This is a genomic window from Veillonella parvula (assembly GCF_042850485.1).
GTDB classification, from domain to species: Bacteria; Bacillota; Negativicutes; order Veillonellales; family Veillonellaceae; genus Veillonella; species Veillonella parvula_Q.
This window is the reverse complement of sequence record NZ_AP031417.1, coordinates 512,562-526,632: the sequence shown is the minus strand read 5'-3', so window position 1 is coordinate 526,632 and position 14,071 is coordinate 512,562. Positions and strand designations below refer to the sequence as shown.

Sequence of the window (14,071 nt, the reverse complement as noted above, 5' to 3'; positions counted from 1 at the left end):
CACATATCTCCTCATAGTACTTGCCAATCTTTATAAATAGGTTGGTATCCATTATTTTCAAGCATTGTTGCCATTTCACTTACACTGCGATTATCACTAATTGTAAATTGGCTAGAATCATCTTGTTTTGTATGTCCTCCTACAGAAGTCGTTACTCCAGCTGAAACTTTTGTAATCCCCAGTCTCACCAGATTGTCACGCATATACTTGCTTTCACGAGAGGAAAGCGTAATTCCCACACGGGGGAACAAAAGACGCAAAGCCAAAATATATTGAACCAATGCCGTATCATCTACAGGATATTTTGGTGAATAACCTACTGCACAAGGTCGAATTCTTGGAACGGAAACAGATAATTCTACATCTAAATAATGTTGCATAAGATAATTAAGATGTAACATCGTCTTGTATGCCTCTCTATGCCATTCATCAAGCCCCATTAAAGCACCAATATTGACTACTCTAAATCCAGCCTGACAAGCCAACTCAGGCGTATCAATACGCTTTGCAAAATCACTCTTAGGCCCAAATGGATGTAATTGCGCATACAAAGTCGGATTATATGTCTCTTGGAACATCGTTATTCCATCTGCTCCAACTGCGACTAATCCTTTATATTCCTCCAGCGTAAGCGAATACACCTCAATACTAACGCTACTAAAAATAGGAACCAATTTTTCTACGGCGGCCTGTATATACGACGGTGGACTGCAGGATTTAGACTCACCAGTTAGCACCAAAACTTGTTCTAATCCCGTTTCAGCAATCGCTTTCGCCTCAAACTCAATATCGTCTAAACTTAGTTTTTCACGAGCAATCCCACTATGATGGCTATATCCACAATACACACAACCATTGTCGCAATAGTTTGAGATGTACATAGGCGTGAACAGCTGTATAGTATAACCAAATTGCTGTACCGTCCGTTCATGAGCTAACTGCGCCATATTTTCTAAATATGGTAGGGCTTGAGGTGATAATAGAATAAGTGCATCATCAATATCAAGTACTGCTTTAGAGAGCGTTGAAAGTATTTCATCGTCAGTTACAACATCTAATGTTTTAGCTATATCTTCGTCAGAAACTCTTGAAAGCACATCTAAAAATGACATATTCTCACCTTACTTTCGCAAGAAACCAGTTAACGGAGAAGATGCACTGCCTACCAACTTCTTAGGTGCACATTTTGCTAGATATGCCTTACGTCCAGCCTCTACGGCATGATAAAAAGCCTCTGCCATACCTACTGGATCTGAACTCGTAGCAATAGCCGTATTAACAAGAACAGCACTAGCTCCCATTTCCATAGCTATTGTTGCATCGGAAGGTCTGCCTATTCCCGCATCAACAATAATTGGCACATCAATAGAGTTGATTAAAATTTCTATCAATCCTTTTGCTTCAAGTCCACGATTGCTACCAATAGGCGAAGCGAGGGGCATAATACAACTAGCACCAGCATCTACTAGTCGCTTTGCATCCATCAAATTAGGACTCATATAAGGAAAGACGATAAACCCTTCCTTTGCCAACACTTCAGTAGCTTTAATAGTCTCTAGATTATCGGGCATCAAATACATCTGATCTTGAATGACTTCAATCTTAATCAAATCACCACAGCCTAATTCTCTTGCCATGAGTGCAATACGTATTGCTTCGTCTGCATTTCGAGCACCCGATGTATTCGGTAATAAATGCATTCTATCAGGGATATAATTTAATATATCCTCTTCACTTTGTGTTGTACCTGCTCGTCTAAGAGCAACCGTCACAATGTCTGATTTCGATGCTACCAGTGCATCTCGCATCAAATTATAGGATGCATATTTCCCTGTTCCTACTAATAAGCGACTAGAAAATGTTGTATTACCTACAGTAAATGAATCCAACATATCAACCACCTCCTACAAAGCTAACAATCTCTAATCTATCAGCAGCCGTTAATTTAGTGGTTGTATATGCTTCCTTACTAAGAATCTCGCCATTAAGCTCAACTACAAAGTGTTTACCAGAATAGCCTAATTCATCAAGAACCAAATGAAGTTGCTTACCTACAACATGCTTTGGCTCTCCATTAACAATCAAATCCATCATGACCTCCCATATGAAAAAGCTTATAAAATATCAATATATTCTTCTTGTAAAGCTTTATTCATACTGCGTACAGCACAAAACTTGCCGCACATCGAACAGGTTTCACTATGATCTTCCTCTGGTGCTCTACTTTCACGAATAGAACGAGCCCGTTCAGGATCAAGGGCACAAGCATATTGTGTCTCCCAATCGAGAACTTGACGTGCCTTAGCCATAGTGTCATCTATATCTCTTGCATTAGGAATACCACGAGCAATATCTGCAGCATGCGCCGCTATTTTGAAAGCCATAATTCCATCTTTTACATCATCTGCATTTGGTAAGGCTAAATGTTCCGCTGGTGTAACATAGCACAAGAATGACGCCCCATGCATACCCGCTACAGCCCCACCAATGGCAGCTGTAATATGGTCATAACCAGGCGCAATATCTGTTACGAGCGGTCCCAGCACATAGAATGGCGCTCCATCACACAAGGACTCTTGTATTTCCATATTCATTTGTATTTGATGTAAAGGTACATGCCCAGGTCCTTCAATCATAGCTTGTACACCATATTGTTTCGCTCGTTTTGCCAATTCACCAAGCCTTACAAGTTCTTCAATTTGGCACACGTCAGTTGCATCCGCCAAGCAACCCGGACGACAAGCATCACCTAAAGACAAAGTAACATCATATTCTTTGCAAATCTTTAAGATTTCATCAAAGTATTCATAGAATGGATTTTCATGGCCTGTCATGCTCATCCATGCAAATACCAAACTCCCTCCGCGGCTAACAATATTAAGCATCCGTTTATGATTCTTGATTTGATCTATTGTTTTCCTCGTAATACCACTGTGGATAGTAATAAAATCTACACCATCTTGAGCGTGTAATCGGATAGTGTCCAAGAAATCTTGAGCCGTTAATTCACCCAAATCTTTTTGATGATGAATGACACTATCATAGATAGGCACCGTACCAATCATTACTGGCGATGTCTCGATTAATTTACGTCTAAAAATACGAGTGTCACCATGAGTGGAAAGATCCATGATCGACTCTGCGCCAAGTCTAATAGCTCGATTAACCTTTTCAATTTCACTATCATAATCAGTAACGTCTTTCGATGTACCTAAATTAACATTGACTTTCGTTCTAAGGCGTTTGCCAATCCCCTCAGGCGAAATATTAGTATGCTGCTTGTTACAAGGAATAACAACCTTTCCTGCTGCCACTAGGGACCGTAACACCTCTTCATCCATACGTTCTTTTTCCGCGACAACTTTCATTTCCTTCGTAACTACACCAGCCACAGCTGATTCCAATTGTGTCATAAACATTTTTACATCCTCCTATATAAAAGACATATATAGTTAGGTATGCAAAAACGGGTATCGAACAAAATGATCGATACCCGTATTAAGTATTAGCGTGCTTCCTACGCGGGCATGATCCCGATCAGGTATAAAGGTCAGGTGCTCGCAGCCCTTTCTCAGCCTATATAATAGGCTCCCTTGCATACTCCCTATATAATTATGCTATTAATATTACTACTTTATTCAGATTTGTCAAATGATTATTCTGACACTTTTACGTCTATTCTTTATTTCTCAGCCTTATCTTGGTCTTTGCTATTATCGGAATCTGCTTTTTCAGAGATTACAATATGCCCATCCTTAACATCAGCAAGCAAGTGTTTAGCGTCGATATGATCCAAGTAGAAATCAGTTACATTATCGCGGATTTCAGATTCTATAACACGACGTAATGGACGAGCGCCCATAGTTTTATCATACCCTTGTTCCATCAACAATTCTTTAGCTGCATCTGTTACATCAAGAGTGATGTCTTTCTTAGCCAAAGTCTTATTAACTTGGTCGAGCATCAAATCTACGATTTTCTTCAAATCTTCTTTGCTTAATTGATTGAACTCGATAACTGCGTTGAAACGGTTCAAGAACTCTGGACGGAAGAATGGAGCAATGCGTTCCATTACATCTACTTTATTTTCATCATCATTGTCACTACCATAACCGAAACCTGCATTGGATGTAGCGATGATAACGGTATTTTTAAAGTTTACTGTGTTACCTTGACCATCTGTTAAGCGACCATCATCCAATACTTGAAGAAGTAATGTAATAACTTGAGGGTCTGCTTTTTCGATTTCATCGAATAATACGATGGAATAAGGATTACGACGTACGCGTTCAGTCAATGTGTTAGAGTTATCTTCATAACCAACATAACCAGCTGTAGCGCCGATTAATTTAGATACGGCTGTGCGATCACTATATTCGGACATATCCAAACGAATGATTGCATCTTTGTTACCGAACATATCTAGAGCTAATTGTTTAGCTAATTCTGTTTTACCAACACCTGTAGGACCTACGAATAAGAAGCTACCGATTGGACGGTTGCCTTCATCAAAGCCTGCGCGGTTACGACGAATTGCTTTAGATACAGCTTCTACGGCTTTATCTTGACCAATTACATGAGCTTCTAAACGAGATTTCATGTCTTTCAAGCGCTCGATATCGGATGCACCCATTTGAGATACAGGAATACCAGTCATTCTTTCAACGGCTTCGGCTACGTCGTTTACTTGAGCTACCACCTTTTGATTTTCTGTATGGTTATCAAGCTCTGCTTGTAACTTTTGAATACGCATTTTTTCATTAATCGCAGATTCATAGTCTTCTTTTTGAGCATATTCCTCTTGTTTTGCTTTAGCATCAGCAATATCTGCTTCCAATGTTTTAATATCTGTTACAGGATGTTGAGATGCCAAGTGAGCTGCTGTTACATCGATTAAATCAATAGCTTTATCAGGCAAGCTACGTTGTGGAATATACTGTACGGAATAATCTACAGCGGCTTTCAACACCGCATCTGGCAATTCAATGTTATGATGCGCTTCGTACAATGGACGAATGCCTTGTAAGATTTTGAAAGTATCTTCTGCAGATGGTGCATTGACCTTAACTTCATTGAAACGGCGAGCAAGAGCTGCATTTTTCATGATTGTGTTACGGTATTCATCTTGTGTTGTAGCACCGATAACTGTCATTTCACCACGGGACAAAGCAGGCTTCAAGATATCTGCCAAGCCTTTGGATCCTTGACCATCACCTGTGGACCCAGCACCCAAAATTTGGTGAATTTCATCGAAGAACAAGATAATATTGCCTGCGGCTTTTACCTCTTTAATAAGGTTTTGAATGTTTTCTTCGAAGGAACCACGGTATTGAGTACCAGCTTCCAATCCGGAAATATCGATGGAAATGATTTCTTTATTTTTAATAGCTGCTGGAACGTCACCATTTACAATAGCTTGTGCCAAGCCTTCTACTACTGCAGTTTTACCAACACCAGCATCACCTACAAGTACAGGATTATTTTTAGTACGACGTGCTAAGATTTCTGCTGTTTCTTGGATTTCTTTGTTACGACCAATTACAGGATCGAGTTTACCATCACGAGCTTGTTGAGTTAAGTTTGTCCCCAAACGAGCAAGGATGCCATCTTGTTTAATTTTACCTTGTTGCGCAGCTTGAGCAGCTTGCATTTCCTCATTAGATGGTAATCGACCAGTTTGACGATAAAACGCAAATTCTTCTGGAGTTACTTCGCGACCATTAATCTTATAACTACGTCGTTCTGTGGAATACCCCCCCATATTACCCATCAATTGATTAAACAAATCATTCATGCTAGAAAATTCATTACCAAAATTGTTAAAGTTGTTGTTCATATATTTTACCCCCTCATACATCATAGAGTTTAACTATTTGACTAATATTATTTTTACTGGGTTTACTTACCCTATGACATTATAATAACCCTTAAAAGTCAAAAAGTCAATAAGTCAAAAGATAAATTTTCAAAATATTTTTGACCTTATATTCTAACAACAAAAAAGTTTGTAATACAATGTAATCTTTCTACATTGTATTACAAACTTAATCAATCCTATTAAATTTAATATTTATCTAATCGTTTCTTTTTAGAACGTTTCCGTTTTTTATGTTTAACTCGTATTTCATCCCTAAGAATAGCATAACGTAATAAATTTCTTATAAAATTTTGCACATCTGTATTACCCCATTCTAACAATCTAGAATTATCTATTGTTCCAAGATATACTGTATCATTTTGAATTAAGTCTGGTGCTTTCTCTCGTATATAATCAATAACAACTTTATGGCTCATAGATCCACCTCTACCAAAGGATAATGCTCCATTATGTGTAACTGTTATCATATTTGTAGCGGAATCATATTCACAAAATTTATCCATGTTTAATTGTAAAGAATGATGTCCTTTTTTCTTATTTGTTATGGATATATTCAATTGTGTATTATAATCCCCAATCATACTAAGTCCACAAATTATATCTTTTCCTTTATTATCTTTTGCGATGAACAAACGAGTCAACTCTTGATAATTATAACCAGCACTATTGCCAAATCGAGTTCGTTTTATACCAAAATCCTCTGATACGCCTATTCTCATCAAATCTTCAATACTAATAAAAGACTTAAGTAGAATTAAATTCAAAAAATTAAGTACAAATGATTTTATATCATTTGGAGTGAAATCACCTATATAATGCTCTTTTACAAATGCACGTTGAATATTTTTGGATACGATATCAAGATAGCTATATGGTTTTACTTGCAATAATTTAGTATACTCTACTTTATTGTTTAAAAGCTCTATATATGAAGGGATGCCATCAAGCTCTATTGCTAATCCATCATTATATTTATACATCATAATCTGGCGTCCATTAATTAACATACAGTAATTAGCACCTAGAATTTTCTGATACCTTTCTGACTGCTCACGTACTATATAACAGGACACATCTACTTCAGGCGCCTTACATTCGATCACTAAAAGAGCATCTTTTTTCTTGTCATCTCGATAAACAACGATATCCGCTCTACCTCGTGCCCCTCGTTTAACATGAGCCATAGACTCTTCAACGCTAATCCTCTCAAGTGGCACTCCTAAGTCACTCTGTAAAAAATGAATTGTTTTTTGCCGTACCACCTCTTCTGGTGTGCATTGGACAAATATATTTCGTATAGGATCAGCAAAGGATGTTCCTCCTGGTTTATATTTCTGTAATCTGATATTTTTAAATATCTTTTCTATATTCTCCACAATATAAATCCCTTTATAACAGCTGTTCGAAGTTCATTATTTCTTCATTTTTAACATTATATCATACATAAATATTAGTAGTCTTATAAAGGGACACTACAGTTAAAACCAAAAAGGTTCCGTATTTCAGTTGAGGCTTATCGTCCATCAACTTCCTACGGAACCTTTTTCCTTTACGACATCGGATAACACTACAAGAATGTTATAACAAAATCATCGTTTCAATTACTATATTTAGTTATTAACCTTTAGTTGCTAGTAAACTATTAACCATAGCTTTCAACGATTCGATTTCAGCTTGTTGTTTATCCAATACTTCTTTCTGTCTACTATTCTCTTGTTTCAAAGAGGTCATTTCATCTTGCATCACATAAATGGAGCTGATTGGACCGCCTTTGTAGCGTTCTGGTACAGCTTTTTTAGCATCGCTGTTACCAAACTTATGAGTATAACCGGCATTGATCATATTATGACGTCCACCTACGGAAACACCCACGTTGAACATTGTATCTTCATTAGTATAATGAGCAAGCCCTAATGCTGCTGCACTCTTACCACGATAGTTACCATATCCAGCCATCACTTGAGTTGGTTCTAATGGATCATATTGAATTGGTTTCAACGCTGACATAGCCGCCGCATGAGCGCCTACTCGTTGTGTTTCGGATTCAACATTAGCAATTGCATTAGCAAGTTGAGCATTAGATTTTTTCAATTGACCAAGGTTAACCGCATCTGTATCTGCTGTACCAGCTGCAACACCCTTGATTTGATTGTTGCCATTATTCAAGCCTTCAGTAGTTAAAGACACTGTACCAGCATTTGGATTTTGCGGATTAGCAGGTGTAATAGTCACACCAGAGCCATTTACAACAGAAGTATTTCCTGCTGCATCTTTGCTCTTAATAGTGTCACCTTTCATAACAGTAGATGCACCATTATCGTCCTTCACTTCCACACTAGACAAACCATTCAAATCTTTAGCTAATTGTACTTGTAACTTACCGTCTTTTGCATTAACACCGATATTGTTATCGGACAATTTTGCTGCATCAGCACCACCAACAATTTCAAGTTTTTCATTCAAGGTCTTATCGATAACTGTATTCCCATTATCACCAGCGAAATGTAAACCATCATTCATAGTCGCTACGGTTTCTTTTACAGGATTGCCTGCTGCGTCTTTCGTTTCATAAACGATACGATCTTTACCAGCACCAGTACCTGTCAATCCGTCAGCACCTTTAGCCGCTGTGATAGATGCATTCGCACCATCTTTACCGCGTACGCCCATAGTGCCGTCAGCACCGTTCAATACAACGCCCGGTTTATCATTTGCCACATCACCTACGGATACACTTTCAAGACCTGTCATATTTTTATTCAAGGAATACGTGAAAGTAGTACCTGTTTGGTCAATAGTGAGGTTATCACCGGCACGGAATTCTACTTCCGTTTTATCGCCAACTTTAGTTGCTGTATTATTGCCTGTCGCTTGGCCTGTGCCTATAGCACTGCTCTTTGCCATCCAGCCGAAGTCCGCTACCTTATCTTCTACGGCCATTACACGAGTATCTACCGCTTGGATTTGGTCTTCTGTCGCTGCTTGACCGCTCACAGGAGCCTGTCCGCGAGTCCAAGTCTTATTAGATAAACCGTTCACAGTCCCTTTATTGTCCTTGTTAACCGTTACATCGCCCGCTTTAAGATCTTTGCCTTCTACAGTGCCTTCGGATGTAATATTGCCTTTAGTCTTAACAGTACCATCTGCACCATCAAGCACAATATTATCATTTCCTAAGTTAACTTTATTTGCCAACTTGATATCGTAATTCGTATGACCATCAGCAGGATCTACGGTTTCTTCCAGTACCAAATTTGGTGTTTCTGTATCTTTCTTATTAACAGATACTGTCGTTTTAGATGCTGCAGCTGCTTTCTTCACATCACCAATGTTCGCCGCATTAGTATCAACATCACCGCCGCTCGCTACATTGGAGATGACTTTACCACCATTGTTTAAGCCTTTATCGGTAAGAGATATTTCATTCGCACCTGGATTAATGGTCATGCCTTTAGGACCGTATTGAGTTGTATTCGTACCGTCTGTCACAGTTGTGCCTGCACCACTGATTGTGGACACTGCATTACCATTTTTGAATTGAGCGCTAGTCAAGTCATTTAATTCTTTAGACAATTGCACGTGCAACTTACCGTTTTTCGCATTAACACCGATATTGTTATCGGATAATTTCGTTGCATCAGCACCACCAACAACTTCTAGCTTTTGATTCAATGTCTTATTAATAACTTCAGGATTATTATCGCCACCGAATTGCAAACCGTCTTTTAATGTTGCTACCTGTTCTTCAGTACCAGCTGCATTAGTATAAACAATGCGATCCGCTTGGTCTGTTTCACCTATATGAGCATCACCTTTTCCAGTCTTAATAGTTGTCTTTGCACCATCCGGATTTGTAAGACCTAAACTAGTCATATCAGAGATCTCTTTATTTAAGGAGAATGTAATATCTCTACCAGTTTGGTTTACATTTAGGTTATTACCTGCTTTAAAAGTCACTGTATCAGACCCTGTTACAGTACTTGTGGAGTCACCAGAATGAGTTCCGCCATCAGCAGCAGTAGCGACATTCCATGTTGCCAAGGTCTTAACCTTCTGTTCGCCTTCCGGTGTAAGATTATCTAGCTTATTCGTTGCAGCGTTATTGATCTTAGCCTTTGTATCATCATTAATATCAACAGTTACTACCCCATCTGCAGCAGTTGTAGCAGTCGTCATAGTACCGTTTTTAAAGTTCAAACCTTTCTTTAATGTAACGGTCTTATCTGCACCATCATTATCCTTATAAGTCAGGATAGTAGATTCTGCTACCTTAGTTGGATCGATACCAATTTTGTAAGTTGCTGTATCTTTGTCCGCACTAAGCTCCGGTGTCACAGTGATCGGACCATTAGGATCCGCTGCTGCCATTGTAACTGCTTTAACAGCCTCTTGTTTAACTGCTTTTTCTGTCACGGTTACTGTTACATCATCACCAGCTGCAGAAGTCGTTACAAGGCCTGCACCTTTTACATTAAACTTAACATCACCTGTACTTAAGGATTTTTCTGTTGTATTACCTGTATCGCCACCTAAGGAAATCTTACGAGCCAAGGCTGCCGTATTAGTTGCAATATTCTGCGTATTGATTGCAATATTACCTTTATTTGTGGCAATTTCTGTAGCATTTTTCGTGATATTGTCCGCATTCTTTGCAATATTATCCTTGTTCTTATCGATATTAGCCTTATTCGTAGCAATATCATCTTTATTTGTTGCTACTTGTGTATCAACGGCTTTCAATTGATCTTCTGTTGCCGCACGGCCACTAACAGGAGTTGTAGTACCAGGTGTCCAGGACGTATTAGTAAGCCCTTCAACTGCAGGCGCTGTCACTTTTGAACCAGCTGTTACACTGTTAAACGTCACATCATCTTTTGTTGCAACGGTGAAAGTTTTGCCATTTTGCGTAATAGCGATATTAGAACCATCATTAAATGTAACGGTATCGCCACCTGTTACTGTTTCAGCATTACTGTTATTAGCCTTCACCTTCCATGCGGACAAGCTCTTAACCTTTTGTTCACCATCTGGAGTAAGGTTGTCTAACTTATTCGTTGCAGCGTTATTGATTTTAGCCTTTGTATCATCATTGATATCAACAGTTACAACCCCATCTGCAGCAGTTGTAGCAGTCGTCATAGTACCGTTTTTAAAGTTCAAACCTTTCTTTAATGTAACGGTCTTATCTGCACCATCATTATCCTTATAGGTCAAGTTAGTAGTCTCAGCTACTTTAGTTGGATCGATACCAACTTTGTAAGTTGCTGTATCTTTGTCCGCACTAAGCTCAGGTGTCACAGTGATCGGACCATTAGGATCCGCTGCTGCCATTGTAACAGCTTTAACAGCCTCTTGTTTAACTGCTTTTTCTGTCACAGTTACGGTTACATCATCACCAGCTGCAGAAGTCGTTACAAGACCCGCACCTTTTACATTAAACTTCACATCACCTGTACTTAAGGATTTCTCTGTTGTACTACCAGTATTACCTCCTAAAGAGATCTTACGAGCCAAGGCTGCCGTATTAGTTGCAATGTTCTGCGTATTGGTTGTAATATTGCCTTTATTTGTAGCAATTTCTGTAGCATTTTTCGTGATGTTGTCCGCATTCTTTGCGATATTATCTTTATTCTTATCGATATTAGCCTTATTCGTAGCAATATCATCTTTATTTGTTGCTACTTGTGTATCAACGGCTTTCAATTGATCTTCTGTTGCCGCACGACCACTAACAGGAGTTGTAGTACCAGGTGTCCAGGACATATTAGTAAGCCCTTCTACCGCAGGTGTTGTCACCTTTGTCGTAGCTGTTACAGTATTAAAGTTTACATCATTTTTAGTCGCCACAGTAAATGTCTTGCCATTTTGAGTAATAGCGATATTAGAGCCATCATTAAATGTAACGGTATCGCCACCTGTTACTGTTTCAGCATTACTATTATTAGCCTTTACCTTCCATGCAGATAAGCTCTTAACCTTTTGTTCACCATCTGATGTAAGATTATCTAACTTATTTGTTGCAGCGTTATTGATTTTAGCCTTTGTATCATCATTGATATCAACCGTTACGACCCCATCTGCACCAGTTGTAGCAGTCGTCATAGTACCATTTTTAAAGTTCAAACCTTTCTTTAATGTAACGGTCTTATCTGCACCATCATTATCCTTATAGGTCAAGTTAGTAGTCTCAGCCACTTTAGTTGGATCAATACCAACTTTGTAAGTTGCTGTATCTTTATCTGCGCTAAACTCAGGTGTCACAGTAATCGCACCATTAGGATCCGCTGCTGCCATTGTAACCGCTTTAACAGCTTCTTGTTTAACTGCTTTTTCAGACACAGTTACGGTTACATCTTTACCAGATGCAGTAGTTTTAGCAAGACCAGCACCTTTAATATTTAAAGTACTATTAGCAAGATTAACATCACCTGTGCCGGTATCTCCAGCTACTTTCAAATTCACACTCTTTAACTGTGCCACATTTACAGCATCTGTATCAGCTGTACCAGCAGCCACACCTGTAATTTGACGTGTATTCGTCTCATTACCTACAGCAAAGGCACCTAAAGTAGATGTCAATGCTTTACCGGATAAAGCACCATATTTATCGGTTCTAGAGTCGTTTACATTATAGCCTGCTACACCACTAGCTGTGCTCGCTTTAGACTGTGAACCTACAGCTACACCATTCGCTACAGTAACAGTTGCACCAGTACCTAAAGCAGCCCCTTTAGTAGCAGCAGTTGTTGTAGATGCATCCGGACCTATAGCCATAGAATCAGTCGCTTCTGCACCTTTATTAGATTTATTCCCAACCAAATCAGATTTAATAGAAATATATTTAGATAAAGTCTTCTCAGCTATTGCATATAACTGAGAGCCATTCACCGCATCTGTAGAAGTTGCACTGACAATACCAGGAGCTACATTTTTAAGCTGACGTTCATAACCAGGAGCACCAAAGGATACAACGTCACCAGGCAACACATTTTCACCACCGGCCCAGTTAACCGTATCTCCATTACTCATAGTATAGCTTGTTTGTGCCACACCCGCTGCATCAGTATTAGCACCACCACCGATTGCAATGGAGTTATCCCGATTAGCTTTTGCACCGGCACCAATAGCGATAGCGTTAACTACATTACCAGCCTTACCATCTAGGCGAGTAGCGGAATCCGCCCCCATGCCAAGAGAAAGACCCAAGTCACCAGCTTTAGTTTTCATCCCAATGGCAGTCCCTGCATGACTAGCTGTAGCGGTGATATATTGAGGCAATTGGATATTCGCCAAATCAATAGATGCCTGTCTCAATGTCCCCGTTTTAGCTTGTCCAGTGTTAATATCTGTATAAGTTACAGTTCTAGCAAATGCAACCTCTACGTCATCACCACCTACTACAATAGAGGAATCCCCACTAGCTACAGTATTACCGCCGATAGCAATAGATTGAGAACCCGTCGCTTTAGCACCACTATCATCAGAAGCTCCACCAATAGCAATTGCCTGATCTTCTGTTGCTCGAGAATGTCCACCGATAGAAACACTATTATTACCACTAGCAATAATCCCAGAGCCAATACCAATTGCCCTATACCCATCAACTGAAGAAGTTCTAAATTGACTGCTTGTCCCTATAACTATACTAGACATATTACTTGTAGTTGCATACTGACCGATTTTAATAGAGCCTTTGTCTGTTAGCTCCGATGGTAAAGTCGCCCCCATAACATGAGCTGCACCACCAGTTACCGCCAACACAGCAAAAACACTAGTCAATACAGCCTTTTTAGCACTATAATTATTTGCTATCTCAGACACAACTACATAACACTCTTTGCTTTTACTCCAAATCACCTTGAAAATCTTATTCATGAAACACTCCTATTACAACTATAACCTAGATATCCATTTATAAAACCTCATACATACATATGAAAGCTTATAATTAACCATAATATTTATAATTATATAAAATCATCAATATAACAATCAAGGTAAATTCATTTTTTATTCATGCTTTATCATCATACAAAAATCCAGTATTTATAGTATTATTTTAATTCTATTTTAGACTTATACCATCTTATAAGTACATTTTTTTACTCATTCATATATTAGTTTATGAAATTTTATTCATTTTTAATACAGGTTTATCTTTTTACAGTTTTTTTATGTGTAACTATGCTAAAA

7 protein-coding genes and 1 riboswitch are annotated in these 14,071 nt (G+C 38.7%); all 7 genes read right to left on the bottom strand.

What is annotated here, in order from left to right; genetic code table 11:
• Positions 1-11: 11 nt before the first annotated feature.
• Positions 12-1,112, bottom strand: a complete 1,101-nt coding sequence (thiH, locus tag ACGHIY_RS02275; protein ID WP_390525643.1) for a 2-iminoacetate synthase ThiH — start codon at positions 1,110-1,112, stop codon at positions 12-14.
• A 9-nt stretch (positions 1,113-1,121) separates the two neighbouring features.
• Positions 1,122-1,892 (bottom strand): thiazole synthase, encoded by a 771-nt coding sequence (locus tag ACGHIY_RS02270; RefSeq protein ID WP_390525642.1) that lies wholly within the window; start codon positions 1,890-1,892, stop codon positions 1,122-1,124.
• Between the two features lies 1 nt (position 1,893).
• Positions 1,894-2,094 carry a sulfur carrier protein ThiS gene (thiS, locus tag ACGHIY_RS02265; protein ID WP_243624575.1) on the bottom strand — a complete coding sequence of 67 codons (201 nt, stop codon included), beginning with the start codon at positions 2,092-2,094 and terminating at the stop codon, positions 1,894-1,896.
• A gap of 20 nt (positions 2,095-2,114) precedes the next feature.
• A complete protein-coding gene (gene thiC, locus ACGHIY_RS02260) occupies positions 2,115-3,419 on the bottom strand; it encodes a phosphomethylpyrimidine synthase ThiC (protein ID WP_390525641.1) in 1,305 nt (434 codons plus the stop codon).
• Between the two features lie 78 nt (positions 3,420-3,497).
• Positions 3,498-3,605: riboswitch (TPP riboswitch) on the bottom strand.
• A gap of 77 nt (positions 3,606-3,682) precedes the next feature.
• Positions 3,683-5,836 carry an ATP-dependent Clp protease ATP-binding subunit gene (locus ACGHIY_RS02255; protein ID WP_390525640.1) on the bottom strand — a complete coding sequence of 718 codons (2,154 nt, stop codon included), beginning with the start codon at positions 5,834-5,836 and terminating at the stop codon, positions 3,683-3,685.
• A gap of 227 nt (positions 5,837-6,063) precedes the next feature.
• Positions 6,064-7,254, bottom strand: coding sequence for a type I restriction enzyme HsdR N-terminal domain-containing protein (locus ACGHIY_RS02250; protein WP_390525639.1), 1,191 nt, complete (start codon positions 7,252-7,254; stop codon positions 6,064-6,066).
• A gap of 241 nt (positions 7,255-7,495) precedes the next feature.
• Entirely contained in the window at positions 7,496-13,753 is a 6,258-nt protein-coding gene (locus ACGHIY_RS02245) for a YadA-like family protein (RefSeq protein WP_390525638.1), read from the bottom strand.
• Between the last annotated feature and the right edge of the window lie 318 nt (positions 13,754-14,071).

Bases quoted from the DNA above. Each gene is read 5' to 3' on its own strand.
- ACGHIY_RS02270 (WP_390525642.1), bottom strand. From the start codon at position 1,892: ATGTTGGATTCATTTACTGTAGGTAATACAACATTTTCTAGTCGCTTA.
- ACGHIY_RS02245 (WP_390525638.1), bottom strand. From the start codon at position 13,753: ATGAATAAGATTTTCAAGGTGATTTGGAGTAAAAGCAAAGAGTGTTAT.
- thiC (WP_390525641.1), bottom strand. From the start codon at position 3,419: ATGTTTATGACACAATTGGAATCAGCTGTGGCTGGTGTAGTTACGAAG.
- ACGHIY_RS02255 (WP_390525640.1), bottom strand. From the start codon at position 5,836: ATGAACAACAACTTTAACAATTTTGGTAATGAATTTTCTAGCATGAAT.
- thiS (WP_243624575.1), bottom strand. From the start codon at position 2,094: ATGATGGATTTGATTGTTAATGGAGAGCCAAAGCATGTTGTAGGTAAG.
- thiH (WP_390525643.1), bottom strand. From the start codon at position 1,112: ATGTCATTTTTAGATGTGCTTTCAAGAGTTTCTGACGAAGATATAGCT.